16 protein-coding genes and 1 tRNA gene are annotated in these 17,041 nt (G+C 72.8%); 13 read left to right on the top strand and 4 right to left on the bottom strand.

Going from position 1 to position 17,041, the window contains the following annotated elements; translation table 11 throughout:
- The first annotated feature begins 795 nt into the window (after positions 1-795).
- The 4 genes from A6A27_RS22580 (at position 796) to A6A27_RS47565 (ending at position 4,480) form a co-directional block, all read left to right on the top strand.
- Positions 796-1,188, top strand: coding sequence for a hypothetical protein (locus A6A27_RS22580; protein ID WP_073836641.1), 393 nt, complete (start codon positions 796-798; stop codon positions 1,186-1,188).
- Positions 1,185-2,693, top strand: a complete 1,509-nt coding sequence (locus A6A27_RS22575) for an FtsK/SpoIIIE domain-containing protein (protein WP_198940404.1) — start codon at positions 1,185-1,187, stop codon at positions 2,691-2,693. Before A6A27_RS22580 ends, A6A27_RS22575 begins: the two co-directional genes overlap by 4 nt.
- A 147-nt stretch (positions 2,694-2,840) precedes the next feature.
- Positions 2,841-4,259, top strand: coding sequence for a replication initiator (locus A6A27_RS22570; RefSeq protein WP_073836640.1), 1,419 nt, complete (start codon positions 2,841-2,843; stop codon positions 4,257-4,259).
- A complete protein-coding gene (locus tag A6A27_RS47565; RefSeq protein WP_073836639.1) occupies positions 4,256-4,480 on the top strand; it encodes a helix-turn-helix transcriptional regulator in 225 nt (74 codons plus the stop codon). The genes A6A27_RS22570 and A6A27_RS47565 overlap by 4 nt, the downstream gene beginning before the upstream one ends.
- Here A6A27_RS47565 and A6A27_RS43315 read toward each other — a convergent pair.
- On the bottom strand, positions 4,454-4,690 hold the full coding sequence (locus A6A27_RS43315) for a hypothetical protein (RefSeq protein ID WP_143194113.1): 237 nt from the start codon (positions 4,688-4,690) through the stop codon (positions 4,454-4,456). The genes A6A27_RS47565 and A6A27_RS43315 overlap by 27 nt on opposite strands.
- 74 nt (positions 4,691-4,764) lie before the next feature.
- On the opposite strand from A6A27_RS43315, the gene A6A27_RS22560 reads away from it, so the two are divergent.
- Positions 4,765-6,357: a tyrosine-type recombinase/integrase gene (locus A6A27_RS22560; protein WP_073836638.1), complete on the top strand. Its 1,593-nt coding sequence runs from the start codon at positions 4,765-4,767 to the stop codon at positions 6,355-6,357.
- Here A6A27_RS22560 and A6A27_RS22555 read toward each other — a convergent pair.
- Positions 6,358-6,433, bottom strand: a tRNA-Arg gene (locus tag A6A27_RS22555). It abuts the gene before it with no gap.
- Positions 6,434-6,598: 165 nt separating this feature from the next.
- Here A6A27_RS22555 and A6A27_RS22550 point away from each other — a divergent pair.
- The gene (locus A6A27_RS22550) at positions 6,599-7,339 is read left to right on the top strand and encodes a hypothetical protein (RefSeq protein WP_073836637.1); all 741 of its coding nucleotides are present in this window, start codon (positions 6,599-6,601) and stop codon (positions 7,337-7,339) included.
- An 8-nt stretch (positions 7,340-7,347) separates the two neighbouring features.
- Here the strand turns inward: A6A27_RS22550 and A6A27_RS22545 are convergent, their stop codons facing one another.
- The gene (locus A6A27_RS22545; protein WP_073836636.1) at positions 7,348-8,376 is read right to left on the bottom strand and encodes an alpha/beta hydrolase; all 1,029 of its coding nucleotides are present in this window, start codon (positions 8,374-8,376) and stop codon (positions 7,348-7,350) included.
- A gap of 280 nt (positions 8,377-8,656) precedes the next feature.
- Between A6A27_RS22545 and ssb the strand changes: the two genes are divergently transcribed.
- The 3 genes from ssb (at position 8,657) to A6A27_RS22530 (ending at position 12,075) form a co-directional block, all read left to right on the top strand.
- Positions 8,657-9,403 carry a single-stranded DNA-binding protein gene (ssb, locus tag A6A27_RS22540; protein WP_073836635.1) on the top strand — a complete coding sequence of 249 codons (747 nt, stop codon included), beginning with the start codon at positions 8,657-8,659 and terminating at the stop codon, positions 9,401-9,403.
- A gap of 90 nt (positions 9,404-9,493) precedes the next feature.
- Positions 9,494-10,519 (top strand): cobalamin biosynthesis protein, encoded by a 1,026-nt coding sequence (locus A6A27_RS22535; protein ID WP_073836634.1) that lies wholly within the window; start codon positions 9,494-9,496, stop codon positions 10,517-10,519.
- The gene (locus A6A27_RS22530) at positions 10,516-12,075 is read left to right on the top strand and encodes a cobyric acid synthase (protein WP_073836633.1); all 1,560 of its coding nucleotides are present in this window, start codon (positions 10,516-10,518) and stop codon (positions 12,073-12,075) included. The genes A6A27_RS22535 and A6A27_RS22530 overlap by 4 nt, the downstream gene beginning before the upstream one ends.
- Here the strand turns inward: A6A27_RS22530 and A6A27_RS22525 are convergent.
- Positions 12,069-12,470 (bottom strand): rhodanese-like domain-containing protein, encoded by a 402-nt coding sequence (locus A6A27_RS22525; RefSeq protein ID WP_073836632.1) that lies wholly within the window; start codon positions 12,468-12,470, stop codon positions 12,069-12,071. The two genes, A6A27_RS22530 and A6A27_RS22525, sit on opposite strands and share 7 nt — an antisense overlap.
- Positions 12,471-12,801: 331 nt before the next feature.
- Here A6A27_RS22525 and A6A27_RS22520 point away from each other — a divergent pair, with 331 nt between their 5' ends.
- The 4 genes from A6A27_RS22520 (at position 12,802) to A6A27_RS22505 (ending at position 17,019) form a co-directional block, all read left to right on the top strand.
- A complete protein-coding gene (locus tag A6A27_RS22520; protein ID WP_241825395.1) occupies positions 12,802-13,542 on the top strand; it encodes a uridine kinase family protein in 741 nt (246 codons plus the stop codon).
- A gap of 45 nt (positions 13,543-13,587) precedes the next feature.
- Positions 13,588-14,940: a dipeptidase gene (locus A6A27_RS22515; RefSeq protein ID WP_198940406.1), complete on the top strand. Its 1,353-nt coding sequence runs from the start codon at positions 13,588-13,590 to the stop codon at positions 14,938-14,940.
- Between the two features lie 93 nt (positions 14,941-15,033).
- Positions 15,034-15,240: a hypothetical protein gene (locus A6A27_RS22510; RefSeq protein ID WP_073836630.1), complete on the top strand. Its 207-nt coding sequence runs from the start codon at positions 15,034-15,036 to the stop codon at positions 15,238-15,240.
- Positions 15,241-15,426: 186 nt separating this feature from the next.
- Positions 15,427-17,019 (top strand): ATP-dependent DNA ligase, encoded by a 1,593-nt coding sequence (locus tag A6A27_RS22505; RefSeq protein WP_241825394.1) that lies wholly within the window; start codon positions 15,427-15,429, stop codon positions 17,017-17,019.
- The last annotated feature ends 22 nt before the right edge of the window (positions 17,020-17,041 follow it).

The raw sequence follows: 17,041 nt of genomic DNA, 5'->3' as shown, positions 1-17,041 counted from the left end.
TGCGCCCTGCCGAGTTCCCGGACGCTCACTTAGCGCTTCCGGTCGCGGCAGGCACGGGCCGCGTCCGCCGCGACGCCGTCCGCTGTGGTCGGTCTCGGGTTGGCGTGCGTCTGGTGTCGGTCCGCGTTGGTGTTGACGGCTGGTCGTTGGCTGCTGGTTGTCTCTGGTGTCGTGTGCGTGTTGTTCCTCCTTGGGGCGGGGCGGGGGACCGGCCGTAGGCCGCAGCCCCCGACCCCGCCCACCCCCCCTTCCCCCTCTTCCTGTTCGTTCGGGTTCGGCTGTGCCGAACCCAGTTTCTTGACCAAGTAGGGAAACTCGTACGCACTCCGCCTGTCCGGGGTGTTGACCGTGCTCGCCTCGCCCCTGGCGTCCTGGCCGTGATCGTCGGTCGCCCGGTGCGCGGGGTCTGCGCCGGTCCCCGTGCTGCCGTCCACTCGTGGCCGTCCGGCTCCGAGCCGTCCCGGCGTCTGTTTGGGCGGGCTCGGGTCGGCTGGGTCCGTCCGCCCGCTCCCCGGCTCGCCGGCCTGGGTCGCCCCGGTCCGGCTCGGCTCCCATCCTGCTCGTCGTCCTGGTCCTGGGCGGCGTCGTCACCGCCTTCTGTCCTTAGTGGAGGTTCGTCATGCCCTGTCTCGCCTGCCGTGCCGTCGCGGGGCCGTTCCGGTCGTGCCTCGTGCCGGTCGTGCGGAGTCGCGGTCCGCCCCGGCTGGCCGGCTCCGCGCTGTCCCTGTCCCGGCTACCGCACCACCTGTAGAGCACCACCTCAGAGCAGTACCAATCCAATCTTTGGAGTTTGTTGTGAACAGCATTCCTGTTGATCTTTCTCGTCTGACCGGCCTGCTGTGCGTGGCTGCGCCGGAACCCAAGACCGATCTCGACGGCGAGCAGCGCAAGGACCGCGACGGTAACCACCTGTGGGTGACCGGAATCGCGGTGCGCCGGGCCGGTACCCGCAAGGCGTCGGTGATCGACGTGCAGACCTCCGCCGAGCCGGAAGGCGTGAAGGAGGGCAGCCCGGTCGGTGTGACCGAGCTGGACGTGTCGCTGTGGGAGATCGAGGGCCGGCACGGCCTGTCCTACAAGGCCGCGTCGATCTACCCGAAGCGCTCCGGTTCCGCCGGGGCGTCCTCGTCTTCTCCGCTGCCGGGTCCTGCCCAGCGGGAGCGCGGCGGTAAGGCCAACGGCTCATGATCGCCGCCGGAACGGTGATGCCGCCGGCATTGGCCCCACCGCCGACGCCCACGCCGTCACCGTCGTTGACCCCCGGGATTCCCGGCTTCGCGCCGCGTTTCCCGGGGGTCACCCTGGAACGGCTCCAGGCGTGGCTACCCACCATCATCACCGCCGCCGTGGTCCTGGTGGCCGTCGTCGTCGCGCTGGCCGTGCTGTCACGGCTGCTGCGCTGGAAGGCACCCCGGGTCCACTGGTACCTGATCGGATTTCCGCTGCTGCGGCTGCGGATGCGGCACTCCTGGCGGCACCTGTGCCTCAACGCGAGTTTGACCGGCACCGACCGGCCGACCACCGGGCAACTCGGGCCGCTGCTGGTGAAGGGCCGGCCGATTATGCCGGTCCTGCCGCTGCTGAGGCGTATCCGCCCCCGGACGTTCGGGGCAACGGCGGTGATCCTGCTGCACCCCGGGCAGATCCCGGAGCCGTTCGTCAACGCCGCTGAGGCGATGGCGCACGCCTGGGGCGTCCACGCCGTGCGGGTCGACGCGCGGCTACGCGGCCGGGTCCGGCTGACCATCCTCACCGCCGATCGTCTGATCAGTGAGGGCACGGAGCCGGTGACCTGGGAGACCGGGCCGCTACCGAGACAGCGTGCGGTGACCTCCCATCCCTCGGACGCTATCGAAGCCATCACCCCGGCGGCGGCGGTGCCGGCGGATCTCGCGGCCGAGGTGGGGCAGCGAGAGGACGGGCAGCGGTGGGTGATCGACCTGGTGACCTTCCCGCACTGGCTGATCACCGGGGCCACGCAGTCTGGCAAGTCCACGCTCATCAATGCCGCCGTGGCGCGGTGGGCGGCGCGTCCGGTCGCGCTGGTCGGGATCGACTGCAAGGGTGGTATGGAGCTGGCCCCGCACGCGCCCCGGCTGTCCGCTCTGGCCACCGGCCGGGCAGAGGCGGCGGACATCCTGGCCGCACTGGTCGTGGAGACGCAGCGGCGGATGGGCCTGTGCCGTCAGCACGGGGCACGCAACATCTGGCAGCTCCCGCCCGAGGTGCGGCCGGTGCCGGTGGTCGTGATCGTCGACGAGTTGGCCGAGCTGTACTTGGTCGCCTCCCGCGCGGACAAGGACGAAGCCCTTCGTGCCACGACGCACCTGTTGCGGTTGGCGCAGCTCGGCGCGGCCCTCGGCGTGCACGTGATCGTGGCCGGGCAACGGGTCGGCTCCGACCTCGGCCCCGGTGTGACCGCGCTGCGTGCCCAGCTCGCCGGGCGGATCTGCCTGCGGGTCAACGACGAGGAAACCGTGGATATGACCTTGGGTGACCTCTACCCGGACGCGGTGGAAGCCGCCCAGCAGATCGACCCGGCGGTGAAGGGCATCGCGGTCACCACCGCCGACGAAGCCGGCTGGATCCGCGCCCGCTCGGTCTACCTGTCGCCGGAGCAGTTGGCGGCCGTCATCGCGGCCACGGCATACCTGGCGCCGGTCCTGCCCGGCCTCACTCCACCGGCCGCCTGACCATGTGACCACCCGCGACACGAACGGAGGCAACCCGATGCGACCACGACCAACCCGCCCCGCCGTCCCACCAGCCGGTGACGGCGGACCACCACCGGACCGGCACCCCAGCGCCGGCCACCCCTACGCGAGGAGCAGAGGACCACCATGCCCACCCCCGCCCCCGGCGGGCCTGACGAGGGCCTGTCGTTCACCGATCGCGAGATCCTGACCACCGCCACCCATCCCGACTTTCGGGCGTGGCTGGCCCGGGTCCGCCACATCGGTGGCTGCCAACACCCCGTGCACCTGATCGGGCACACCCTGACCGTGGACGCCGCCACCGGCCGCCTGGTGCACGCCTTCACCAGCGCAGAGCAGCCCCACGGACGGCTCACCATCGCCTGCGGCAACCGCCGCCAATCCCGCTGCGAACCCTGCGCGAGACTGCACCAGGGCGACACCTACCAACTCGTCGTGTCCGGGCTCGCCGGCGGCAAGGGCGTCCCCGACACCGTACGAAGCCATCCGCGCGTGTTCGTCACCTTCACCGCGCCCAGCTTCGGACCCGTCCACCGGCGCACCGCCGAGGAACCCTGCCGGCCCTCACGCGGCCGTCGTGGCCTCGTCTGCCCCCACGGCCGGCCCCTGTGGTGCCTCGACCGGCACTCGCCCGGCGACCCGCTCACCGGCTCCCCGATCTGCCCCGACTGCTACGACTACCCGGCCGCGGTGCTCTGGAACGCCCACACCCGCGACCTGTGGCAACGGCTGCACCGCAACCTCTACGAAGCCATCGCCACCGCACGCGGGATCTCCCGCAATGCCGCCCGCAACACCGTCCGCGTCGCCTACGCCAAAGTCGCGGAGTACCAGCGGCGCGGATCGGTGCACTTCCACGCCGTCATGCGCTTCGACGGCCCCACCCCCGACACCCCACCCCCGGCCTGGGCCACCCTGGCGCTCCTGATCCAGACCATCCGCACCGCGACACGGCGCGTACACCTGGCCGTGTCCGGCCTCGACACCATCTTGCGATTCGGGGCGCAGCTCGACATCCGGCCCATCCTGCCCGGCCACCACGGCGACGACCTCACCGAACGGGCCGTGGCCTCCTACATCGCCAAGTACGTCACCAAACCCGATGTCGCCGGCATCACCGTAGATCGGCCCATCCGCGACGCCATCACCATCTCCGTCCTTCCCGTCACCGACCACGCCCGTACCCTCATCCGCACCTGCTGGACCCTCGGCATCCGACCCGAGCACAAGACGCTGAATCTGCGGCGGTGGGCACACCAACTCGGCTACCGAGGCCACATCGCCTCCAAAAGTCGCGCCTACTCCACCACCTACACCGCACTACGCGCCGCACGAGAGCAGCACCGCCGCGACCACAACCAGGAGGACGCACACGACACCACCGCCGACGCCCTCACCGACAAGCACTGGACCTACGCCGGGACTGGCCACACCACCGGACAAGCCATGTTCGCCGACGCCATCGCAGACGATCTCCAAGCCGCCCGCGATGCCGCCCACGACGCTCGTCTGAGCGTTGACACCCCTCAAGGAGAAACGCAATGAGCACCACGACTGACAACCCTTGGACCATTGACGCCGTTCGCGCTCTTGGCGTGACAACGGATGTGGAGACTGCCGGAGCGATTCTCGGTATCGGCCGGAGTAAGGCGTACGCCCTCGCCAAGCGTGGGCAATTCCCCGTACGGGTGCTCCGCGTTGGGCGCAGCTACGTCGTGCCCGTCCCGGAGATCCTGGAACTACTCGGCGTTCGAGCCGTCACTTGACCTGACGGTCCAACGAGGAACGGTCCGACCGGACAGCACGTCATCGACAAGGAGCGCAACGATGCCGGCGGCGGTGAGGTCCGGTCGCAAATTCACCAGCTTTTCTACCTCGCTGGCAGTGAGACGGATCTTGACCTGCTGGTCGCGCTTTTCCTCGCCGGGGAGGGCCGGCAACCCCTGAGCGACCTCGACTACCCGGCGTCGTCGCATGACTCACCTTCCATCAATCGGACGGGGAAGTGGTACCATTATAGGTACCACTTCCCCTTTCCCAAGGAGGAACCTTGAGAGGATCAGTGTTCCGTCGCTGCGCCTGCCGCGACCCGGAGACTGGCAAGCAGTACGGGCAATCCTGCCCCAAGCTCAACCAGCGCCGTCACGGCACCTGGGGCGTCCGTCAAGAGCTGCCGCTGGATGCCGGGGGCGAACGTCGCACCTTTCGCCGGTCCGGCTACGCGTCGGCCACCGAAGCTCAAGCGGACCTGGATGCCGTCCGCGCGCTGCTGGCCCTGCCCGAGATCGATGACGAAGATGGCCGGCAACGCATGGGCGATCTGCTGGAGCGCGTGGCGTCCAACCGAGAGCCGCTGCCCGACCTGGAGGAGACGCGGCGGAAGTTCCGTAGCGGTCAGTCCTTGACCGCGCGCATCACCGTCCGGGAATTCCTCGACACATGGCTTGCTGGTCGCAAGATCCGCGCCAGCACGATCAACCGCTATGGGCGAGACATCCGCCTTCACCTCAAGCCGCGTATCGGGGAAATCCGTCTGGACCGGCTTCGCGTGTCGCACCTATCGGAGATGTTCAACGCGATCGTTGAACGGAACATCGAAATTGAGGAAGCCAACGCGCTCCGACGTGCTGCTATCGAAGAACTGAAGACGCTTCGGGGCCGTGAGCGTCGCCGTGCCGCGCGTGCCGCTATCGCTGACATGCCCCCCTTCCGTCGCCCCGTTGGACTGACGACGCGGCGGCACATCAGAGCGACGCTCCGCGCTGCTCTCAACGATGCGATCACGCAAGAGCTGATCACCTTCAATCCGGCCGCCCACGTCGAACTTGACCCGGTGAATCGACCCAAAGGACTCGTGTGGACTGACGAACGAGTCGCGCAATGGCGGGCGGCCGGCGAAAGGCCGTCGCCAGTCATGGTGTGGACGACTGAACAGACGATCGCCTTCCTCGACGGCATCGCGGATGACGAGCTGTACGCGCTGTTCCACCTCATCTCCCTTCGCGGCCTGCGGAGGGGCGAGGCGTGCGGACTGCGGCCGGAAGACGTGGACCTCAAGGGTCAAGCGTTGACCGTCGCCACGCAGCTCGTAGACATTAACGGCGAGATCGAAGAGAACGCGCCCAAGAGCGATGCCGGTAACCGGATGGTGGCGCTCGACCGTGGCACCGTGAAGGTGATTAAGCGCCACAACAAGCGGCAGCGGCAAGCGTGCGAGGAAGCTGGGGCGGCCTGGGTGGAGAGTGGCCGCCTCTTCACGCGTCCCAACGGCGAGTGGATAGAGCCGACGTGGCTGTCGGACTACTTCGACCGGCTCGTGAAGCGCTTGGACCTTCCGCCGATCCGCCTACACGACCTCCGGCACGGCGCGGCCACGATAGCGCTCAAGGCCGGAACCAAGATGAAGGTGGTGCAGGCGATGCTCGGACACTCGACGTACGCGCTCACTGCGGACACGTACACGGCTGTTCTGCCCGAGCTGGCCTTGGATGCGGCCGAGGCTACTGCCCGCCTGATCTCTCGTCGGGGCACCAAGCGCACCCCCGGGCTCGCCTCGGGCTCACAGGGGGGTAAGGCATCGAAGAGTGCCACCAAGAAAGATCGCAAGAAGAGCAAGAATCAGCAGGTAAACCCGGCTGCGTGATGGTGCGCCCGGCAGGATTCGAACCTGCGGCCTTGGGATTAGAAGTCCCCTGCTCTATCCGCTGAGCTACGGGCGCGCGTCGACGTGTCGCGCCAAGAGGGTACCGCCGTCGCTGGGTTTGCTGGAGGAACGGGTGGTCGCGGGCCACGTCGGTGATCAGGGTCGCACGAGGTGTCCCACGGCGGCACCCGGGTTACGCCCCGCCCACCGAGCGTCCGGCCCGGTTTGTACCCTCTGCGTCGTGTTGCTCGACCAGGAAACCGAGAACGAGGTCGTCCACGAGCTGTGCCAGCTCCTCGGGCGCGCCATCCTGCCCGTCAGCCGGTTCGACAAACCGGGGGCGGCCGCCGACGGCTACGGTACCGCCTTCTTCTACACCGAGTTGGTCGGCTCGACTAACGACGGGGACGTGGTGCACGAGTGGTTGCTGACCGCGGACGCGTGCGCCGGGGCGCCGTACGGGGAGATCGGTCTGCGGCCGAGCGTCACCGAGCCGGCGGGCGTGGCGTCGGACGCCATCCTGCTGCCCGACTTCGCCGGTCAGTGGCTGCACCTTCCGGAGGTGGGGCTGGCCGCCATGCCCACCGGCGGGCTGCACGGGCACGCCGAGGACCGGGGCTGGCACTGGCGTACCCAGCAGGTCACCGAAGCGGTGGCTGCCGGGGCCGACGCGGTCGCCTGGGTGGGCGCGGAGGCCGGATCGGCGTTCGTGCTGGCGCTCGGCGTCGCCGAGGACGGGTCGCGGCCGCTGGAGGCGGTGGTCGAGCGGGTCGCCCGGGTCGGCGACGACGTGTGCGTCACCACCGAGCTGCCCACGGGGTACGTCGGCGCGCCCGTGTTCGCCGTCGAGGCGGCCCCGGGCGGCGAGCTCGCGCTGCGCTGCCTCGGCCTGGTGCTGCCCGGCGCGGACGGCGGCCATCCGGTCGCGACCTTCGACCGCATCCGGTCGGCGCTCGCGGCGGCCACCGCCGGCTACCGCTGACCGTCGGCTCAGCCGTCGGCCGCCGCGCCGGCCCGGTCCTCGACCGGTAGCCGAGCCGCCGGCGGGCCGTCCGGTGCCGGCTCGGTCGGCCCGGCGCCGAGGAACGCCTCGGCCCACCGCCCGGCCTCGGCGAAGACCTTCTCGCGTATGGCGGGGCCGGACAGCGTCAGGTCGTGCAGCCCGCCGTCGAACCGGGCCAGCGTGACGTGCCGGCCGAGCCGGGGCGCCCAGCGGACCATGTGTTCCACGTCGAGCACCGCGTCGGCGAGGGTGGCCGACTCGTGCCACTTCGTGCCCCGGTAGCTGCGGGTCGAACAGGCCAGCAGTACGGGCACGGGGATGTCCAGGCCGGCCCGGAGCTGCCGCTGGCCGACGCGGATGGCGTTGATCCAGCCGGCCCGCACCGGGAACCCGGCGAGTGGCTTCCAGGCCAGGTCGTACCGCCATTCGCCGCGGTGATCGACGTGCAGGCTCTCGCCGTACACGGTGCCGAGCCCGAACGGAAGGATGCGGTGCGGCGCCCGGCGGCCCAGCCGGGAGACGGCGGCCGCGAGGGGTCGACGGACCAGCCAGGGTGCGTTGATGTCGAAGAACGGGCTGTTGAGAAAGAGCCCGTCGACCAGGCCGGCGTCCCGGCGGGCGTGGGCCCAGAGCGAGATGATCAGGCCGCCGGTGGAGTGGCCCATGGCGAGCAGGGTGTCGTGCCCCTCGTCCGTCCGGATGATCTCGGCGGCGGCGTCCAGCTCCGGGAAGTAGTCGCTGAGGTCGTGGCAGAAGTTCGGGGTCTGATGCGGCAGCAGGCTGCGGCCGTACTTGCGCAGGTCGAGCGCGTAGAAGTCCCAGCCCCGCGCGGCGTAGAAGTCGGCCACGTGAGTCTGGAAGAAGTAGTCGACGAAGCCGTGGACGTAGAGCACGGCCCGGCCGGTGGGGCGCTCGGCCCGCCGGCGGACCAGGGTCGCGACGACCGGTCCCTCGTCGTCGGTGCCCAGGTCGATCGTCCGCCGCTCGTACGGCGGCCCCAGCACGTCCGGTTCCACGACCCGACGGTACGCCGCCAAGCTACCCGGCGGTAGCCCCTGCCCTGCTGCCCTGCCCCGTCCGCCCGCACCGGTCCAGAACCGCCGCACCCGCCGGCCCTTCGATCAGGTGGCGGCGCAGGTCGGCGCCACCGGGCCGATGGCAGCTACCAGACGGGGACCTTGATCAGGTCGTTGTCCACAGGCCGGTCCGTCGTCCACAACTGGGGCGGCGCGGCTGGTGGCCGGGACCCCGCCGGTCGAGGCTCGGTCCGACAAGCCGAGTCTCCGTGGAGGGACGATGTTCGACACCTACGTCACGATCGTCGGCAACGTGCTGACCGCGCCCGAGTGGCGCCGCACCACCCAGAGCAACACCCTGGTGGCCAACTTCAAGGTCGCCTCCACCGCCCGCCGCCTCGACCGGGACTCCGGCCGCTGGGCCGACGGGAACAGCCTGCGAGTCCGGGTGAACTGCTGGCGAAAGCTGGCCGAGGGGGTGGCCGCCTCGGTGGCGGTCGGTGACCCGGTGGTCGTCGCCGGTCGCCTCTACACCCGCGACTGGACCGACGACGCGGGCAATCACCGCACGCTCTACGAGCTGGAGGCGGTCGCGGTCGGGCACGACCTGTCCCGGGGGCGGGCCCGGCTCCTGCGCAACCGGCCCAGCATGACGACCAGCACCGTCGAGGATGCCGAGGCGGAGCGCCGGGTGCACGGCGAGGCGACCGAGCCGGCGCCGGTGGCACAGACGCCGGCCTCGCTCGACGACCGGCCGTTCGACGACGACTTCGAACTGCCGGAGTTCGACGCCCCGCGCGCGGGGCACGGCGTGCCCGGCGACCCGGACGGACCGGCGGATGACCTCGACGAGCTGACCGACCCGTTCGACGGCCGCACCGCCGGCACCGCCGACGACGCGGCGGACGACGAACTGGCCCCCGAGCCCGTCGACGGCAGGGGCGAGCCCGCCCCGGAGCGCGACGTCGAGGGGCTCACGCCAGCCGGCCGGGGCCGGCGCGGCCGGCGGACGCCGGTGCCCGCCTGACCGTTGGGTCGTGCACGGGGGAGCGGGGTGGTGACGCCGGCGTGGCCACCCCGCCGTACGACTAGGCTGGCCGGCCGGAGGTGGTGCGGGGTGCGGCAGGCGACCGCCATGGCGAACGCGGCGGGGCTGGTGGCGGGCTACGCCCTGGACTCGCTGCTCGGCGATCCTCGCCGAGGGCATCCGGTGGCCGGCTTCGGTCGGGCGGCCGGCGCGCTGGAGCAGCGGATCTACCGGCCCGACCGGCCCGCGGGCGCGGCGTTCACCGCGCTCGCCGTCGGTACGCCGGTGCTCCTCGGCGCTGCCGCCGCCCTCGCCACCCGGCGTCGGCCGGTGGCCCGCGCGATGCTGGTGGCCGCCGGCACCTGGACGGTGCTGGGTGGTCGCACCCTGCGCCGCGAGTCGACGCTGATGGCGCGCGCGCTGCGCGACGGCGACCTGCCGGGTGCCCGTCGCCGGCTCAACCACCTCTGCGGCCGGGACCCCTCGGCGCTGGACGAGCCGGAGCTGGCCCGGGCCACCGTCGAGTCGGTCGCCGAGAACACCTCCGACGCGGTCGTCGCGCCGCTGGTCTGGGGCGCGATCGCCGGGCTGCCCGGCCTGCTCGGCTACCGCGCGGCGAACACGCTCGACGCGATGGTCGGTCACCGCTCACCCCGCTACGCCCGCTTCGGCACCCCGGCCGCCCGCCTGGACGACCTGCTCAACCTGGTCCCGGCCCGGCTGACCGGGCTGCTCACCATCGCGGTCGCGCCGATCGCGCACGGGGACCGCGGGTCCGCCTGGCGGGTGTGGCGCCGGGACCGCAACGACCACCCGAGCCCGAACGCCGGGCAGTGCGAGGCCGCCATGGCCGGGGCGCTCGGCGTACGGCTGGGCGGCCGGAACGTCTACTTCGGGCGCTCGGAGACCCGGCCGTTCCTCGGTGACGGGCCCCGGCCGGAGGCGCGGCACCTGAAGCGGGCCGCCCGGATCTCCGGCGCGGTCGGCCTGGCCGCGCTCGGCCTCGCCGCGGGGTACCCGCTGACCGTGGGTCGGCTGGTCGGCGTCGCCGGCCGCGCCGCACGGCGCGGGCTGGGCGGGGTCGGCGGACCGGTGCGACGGGGGAGTGGGCGGTGAGCGGCGGGCTGCTGGTCGCCGGCACCACCTCCGACGCCGGCAAGAGCGTGCTCACCGCCGGTATCTGTCGGTGGTTGCGCCGCCAGGGCGTGCGAGTGGCGCCGTTCAAGGCGCAGAACATGTCCAACAACTCGGCGGTGGTGGTCGGCCCGGACGGGCGGGGCGGCGAGATCGGCCGGGCCCAGGCGATGCAGGCCGCCGCCTGCGGGCTCGCTCCGGATCTCCGATTCAACCCGGTGCTGCTCAAGCCGGGCAGCGATCACGCCAGCCAGGTGGTGCTGCTCGGCGAGGCCGTCGACACCGTCACTGCCGGCAACTACCGCCAGCTGCGGCCCCGGCTCGCCGAGACGGCGTACCGGGCGCTGGACGAGCTGCGGGCCGCGTACGACGTGGTGATCTGCGAGGGGGCCGGCAGCCCTGCTGAGATCAACCTGCGGGCCGGCGACTACGTGAACATGGGGCTGGCCCGGCAGGCCGGGCTGCCCACAATCGTGGTCGGTGACATCGACCGGGGCGGCGTGTTCGCCTCGATGTTCGGCACGGTTGCCCTGCTCGACCCGGCCGACCAGGCCCTCGTCGCCGGCTTCGTGATCAACAAGTTCCGGGGCGACCTGGGGTTGCTCCAGCCGGGGCTGGACATGCTGCGCCGGGTGACCGGCCGGTCCACGTACGGGGTGCTGCCCTGGGAGCTGGACCTCTGGCTGGACGCCGAGGACTCACTGGCGTACGGCCGGGTGCTCGGCCGGCCGGCGGCGCCTCGGGGCACCGACTGGCTCGACGTCGCGGTGGTCCGGCTGCCCCGGATCAGCAACGCCACCGACGTCGAGGCGCTCGCCACCGAGCCCGGCGTCCGGGTGCGGCTGACGATCGAGCCGGCCGAGCTGGCCGCCGCCGACCTGGTGGTGCTCCCCGGTTCGAAGTCGACCGTGGCCGACCTGGCCTGGCTGCGGGAGACCGGCCTGGCCGACGCCGTCCGCGCGCACGCCGCCGCCGGTCGGCCGCTGCTCGGCATCTGCGGTGGGTTCCAGATGCTCGCCCGGGTGATCCATGATCCGGTGGAGAGCCGCCAGGGCAGCGTCCCCGGGCTCGGGCTGTTGCCCGTCGAGATCACCTTCGACCCGCACAAGACGGTCCGCCGCGCCGCCGGCACGGCCGCCGGGGACGTGCCGGTCCACGGTTACGAGATCCATCACGGGCAGGTCTCCGCCGCCGACCCGGGGCTGACGCCGCTGCTCAGGTACGCGGACGGCACCGGCGAGGGCGCCCGGCTCGGCCCAGTGCACGGCACCCACTGGCACGGCGCCTTCGAGTCCGACGCCTTCCGCCGCCGGTTCCTCACCGAGGTGGCCGGGATGGCCGGGCGGACGGGCTTCAAGGTCGCCCCGGACACCGCGTTCGCCGCCGCCCGCGAGCGGACCCTGGATCTCCTCGGTGACCTGGTCGAGGAGCACCTGGACACCGAAGCCCTCTGGCGGCTGGTCGAGTCCGGGCCACCGCCGGGCCTGCCGTTCATCCCGCCCGGCGCCCCGCCCATGACCGAGACCGTGTCTCAGTAGCGCACGTCGGCGGGGCGCTCGGACATCGGCAGTCCGGCCTCCTGCCATCCCTGCACCCCACCGATCATGTCGGTCGCGTGTCGCAGGCCGAGCGTCTGGAGACTCGCCGCGGCCAGACTGGAGCTGTAGCCGTGGCGACAGACCACCACGACCACCCGGTCGTACCCGGTCGCCTCCGGGATGCGCCAGGCGCTGGCCGGGTCCAGCCGCCACTCCAGCGCGGTCCGTTCGATCACGATCGCCCCGGGCAGCTCGCCCTGCTCGCGCCGCTGCGCCTCGGTACGCGTGTCGACCAGCAACGCGCCCTTGCGGACCGCCTCGACGGTCTCGTGCGGGGTCAGCCGGTGGAGCCCGGCCCGGGCCTGTTCCAGCAGGGCGTCGACGCCCGGACACATCACGTCATGGAGCACCACCCGATGATGCCGTTGACGACGCCGACCCGACCGGCGAACGGCTCGCTGCACCCCAGGATCCAGCGGACGGGGGACTTCCCGTGCCACGGAAGCGGTAGCACGGCCGCCGCTCCGCCAGGCGGTGTTCCGCAGCCCGGCGGAGCTCCCGGGCGGCCGCCGGTGCGGCCAGGCAGCACGGCCCGCGATGGTGGCTCCTCGCGGCACCGGTACGCCACCGAAACGGTGCCCTCGGGCAGGCGCATCCACCCGCCGGCCGAAGACGTGGCGGTGGGCGGCGGGATGAACGCCGGCGGGCGGCGCTAGCGTCGGTCGGGTGACAGCGGCGGTGGCGGTGGTCGAGGCGTACGCCGGGTTGGCGCGGCGGGTGCTCGCGGCGCCGGCGCGGCTGGGGCGTACCCGACTGGTGGCCGTGGACGGGCCGAGCGGCGCGGGGAAGAGCCTGTTCGCGACCCGCCTCGCGGACGCCCTCGCCGCGCTGCCCGGCGGTGAGCGGCCGCCGGTGGTCCGCACCGACGACCTGCTGGACGGCTGGGACGACCAGCTCACGTTCTGGCCCCGGCTGGAGCGGTGGGTGCTCGCGCCGGTACGCGCGGGCCGGCCGGGGGCCTACCGCCGGTACAGCTGGCTGCGGCGGTGCTTCCTGGCCGGGGCGGTGCCGGTGCCCGCCGGGCCGGTGCTGATCGTCGAGGGGGTGAGTGCCGCCCGCGCGGCGATCCGGCCGGAGCTGACCCTGTCGGTGTTCGTCACCGCGCCCGCGGCGCTGCGGCTGTCCCGCGCGATCGCCCGCGACGGCGCGGAGATCCTGCCCGAGCTGCGCCGCTGGCACGTCGGGGAGGGGGCGCACTTCGCCGCCGACGGCACCGAAGCCGGGGTGGACGTCGTGGTCGACGCCGCGCCCACCCTGCCGCACGACGCCGACCGGTACTACGTCCGCCGACCCCGACCGGACCGGGTCCCGCGCACCCGTCAATTGGTTGGTGCACCGGTGCCGGCGCCACCGGGCCCCGGCGGCGATGCTCTCTGGGCAGGTCACGGGGACGGGCTCGGGGGGTGACCCCGGTAAGGCCGGCATACGATGCCGGTCATGACGACACCGATCATGTCCGAGTCCGAGGTACGGGCCGCCGTCGAGCGTGAGCTGCCCGGAGTCCGTGCCGACCTGGAACGCCTCGTCCGCATTCCGGGCATCGCCTTCGACGGCTTCGACCACTCGCACCTGGAGCGCTCCGCTGAGGCGGTGGCGGAGCTGCTGCGCGGCTGCGGCCTCGACACCAAGATCGTGCGTTCCGGCGGCCAGCCGGCGGTGATCGGGACGAAGCCGGCCCCGCCCGGCGCGCCCACCGTGCTGATGTACGCCCACCACGACGTGCAGCCGGTCGGCGACCTGTCGCTGTGGGAGTCCGACCCGTTCGAGCCGGTGGAGCGGGACGGCCGCCTCTACGGCCGGGGCGCGGCCGACGACAAGGCCGGCATCTTGGCGCACATCGCCGCGCTGCGTGCCTTCGGCGACCGGCTCCCGGTCGGCGTGGTCCTGTTCATCGAGGGCGAGGAGGAGTACGGCTCGGACTCGCTGGAGCAGCTGCTCATCGCGCACCGCGAGGAGTTGGCCGCGGACGTCATCGTCATCGCCGACTCGACCAACTGGGACGTCGGCGTGCCCGCGCTGACCACCTCGCTGCGGGGCATCGTCAACTGCTTCGTCGAGGTGCGCACCCTCGACCACGCCGTGCACAGCGGCATGTTCGGCGGCGCCGTGCCGGACGCCCTCACCACGCTGGCCAAGCTGCTCGCCACGCTGCACGACGCTGCCGGGAACGTGGCCGTCGAGGGCCTCGTCGGCCGGGAGGGCGCCACGGTCGACTACCCCGAGGACCGGTTCCGCGCCGAGGCCGGGCTGGTCTACGGGGCTGAGCTCTTCGGCACCGGCCGGATCACCGACCGGCTCTGGACCAAGCCGGCCCTCGCGGTGCTCGGCATCGACGCCCCGGCCACCGGGGAGGCGCCGAACGCGCTGGTCCCGGCCGCCAAGGCCAAGCTGAGCGTACGGCTGGCGCCGGGCGACGACCCGAAGCAGGCGTACGCGGCGCTGATCGCCCACCTGGAGAAGCACGCGCCGTGGGGCGCGCAGGTGACGGTGACCTTCGAGCACGACGGCGCCCCCTGCGTCATCGACGCCACCGGGCCGATGTTCGAGGCGGCGCGGGCGGCCTTCCGGGGTGCCTGGGACGGCGTCGACCCGGTCGACATCGGTGTCGGCGGTTCGATCCCGTTCATCGCCACCTTCCAGGAGATGTTCCCCGAGGCGGCGATCCTGGTGACCGGCGTCGAGGACCCGCACGCCCGGGCCCACGGGCCGAACGAGAGCCTGCACCTGGGCGAGTTCGCGCGGGTCTGCCTGGCCGAGGCGCTGCTGCTGGCGAAGGTCGCCGAGGCGGGCGGGAACCGGGGCTAGTTTCCGGCCCGGCCCGGTGTCGGAAGCGTAACTTCGCAGCCGATGTCGGAGTTTGCCGTGTGTCGGGCGCGGGGGTGTTATAGCCTCTCGAACATGCGTACGAACGACGAGATGGCGCGGCTCCAGGCCGCCGTGAGTGCTCTGGGGGACGTCGACGTCTCCGCGTGGCCCGAGGACACGCTCAAGGACCAGCTCGGCGAGCTCTCCGCCGCGCTGGTCGCGCTCGACACGCTGCTCACCCGGATCGCCGACGAGGTCCGCGCGCGTGGCCTGCGGATCGAGGAGCCGGTCTCGGCCTGACCGGGACCGGCTCCGCCGCGCCCGCCGATTCCCGGATCGATCCACTCCGGTTGCGGCACGTTGGTGTGTCCGGCCCGCCGGATGCCGCCGTTTGGCGCACCAGGAGTGGATCACGTCCCGGCCGGGTGGCGCGCGGGACCCGTCGCCCGGCCGGGATGCGCCATCCCGTCGGAGGTGGCTGGCAGGATGGGACACGTGCGGTTCCTCGACCTGGCGGCCACCTCCGCCGCGGTGGGCGCCACCAGCGGCCGGCGGGCCAAGGTGGAGCTGCTCGCCGCCGCGCTGCGGTCGCTCGACCCGGCCGAGGTCCCGGCGGGCGCCGGCTATCTTGCCGGTGAGCTGCGCCAACGGCAGACCGGCGTGGGCTGGGCCAGCCTGCGCGACCTGCCGCCGCCGGCCGCCGAGCCGACCCTGACCGTGGCGGGCGTCGACGCGGCGATCGACGAGCTCGCGGCGGTCCGCGGTCCCGGCTCGCAGGCCCGCCGCCGCGAGCTGCTCGGCCGGCTCTTCGCCGCGGCCACCGCCGACGAGCAGCGGCTGCTGGTCGGCCTGTTCAGCGGTGAGCTGCGCCAGGGCGCCCAGGCCGGCCTGCTCGCCGACGCGGTGGCGCGGGCCGCCGAGGTGCCGCTGGCGGCCGTCCGGCGGGCCCTGCTGCTCGCCGGCGACCTGCGCGAGGTGGCGGTCGCGGCGCTCTCCGGCGGCGCGGCCGCGCTGGCCGGCTTCGGGCTCCAGGTGGGCCGTCCGCTCGCCCCGATGCTGGCGCAGAGCGCCCCCTCGGTGGACGAGGCGCTCGCCGCCACCGGCACCCCGGCGGTGGTCGACGTGAAGCTCGACGGCATCCGGATCCAGGTGCACCGCTCCGGGCAGGACATCGCGGTCTTCACCCGCAGCCTGGACGACATCACCGCCCGGCTGCCCGAGGTGGTGGCCGCCGTCCGCGCCCTCCCGGCGCGGGAGTTGGTGCTCGACGGTGAGGCGATCGGGCTGGACGCCACCGGCCGTCCCGTGCCTTTCCAGGAGACCTCCAGCCGGGCCGCCCGGCGCACCACGCCCAGCACCACCGGCGGTACGGCGGTGGCCCCGGCCGTGCTCGCCGCCGCCGAGCGCACCGGCGACACGGTGCTTACCCCGTACTTCTTCGACCTGCTGCACCTCGACGGTGTGGACCTGATCGACCTGCCCGGCCGGGAACGCTGGGCCGCGCTGGCCGGTGCGGTCGACCCGTCGCTGCTGGTCGGGCGGATGGAGGTGGACGGTCCGGAGCAGGCCGGCGCGGCCTTCGCGGCTGCGGTCGACGCCGGTCAGGAGGGGGTGGTGGTCAAGGACCCGGCTGCCCCCTACGATGCCGGCCGGCGCGGCTCGGCGTGGGTCAAGGTCAAGCCCCGGCACACCCTCGACCTCGTGGTGCTGGCGGTGGAGTGGGGCAGCGGGCGCCGGCAGGGCTGGCTCTCCAACCTGCACCTCGGCGCCCGGGACCCGAGCACCGGCGAGTTCGTCATGCTCGGCAAGACGTTCAAGGGGCTCAGCGACGAGTTGCTGCGCTGGCAGACCGAGCGCTTCCTCGACCTGGCCGTGGAGAAGGGCGACTGGGTGGTCCGGGTCCGCCCCGAGCAGGTGGTCGAGATCGCGTTCGACGGGGTGCAGACCAGCAGCCGCTACCCGGGTGGCGTGGCGCTGCGGTTCGCCCGGGTGGTGCGCTACCGGGACGACAAGACCGCCGCCGAGGCCGACACCATCGACGCGGTCCGGGCCATCCACGCTGGGCGGCCCACCGGGTGAGTCGGCGGTGCCGGAGGCGGTA

The organism is Micromonospora sp. CB01531 (genome assembly GCF_001905095.1).
Lineage (GTDB): Bacteria > Actinomycetota > Actinomycetes > Mycobacteriales > Micromonosporaceae > Micromonospora.
This window is presented reverse-complemented; position numbering and strand designations above follow the sequence as displayed.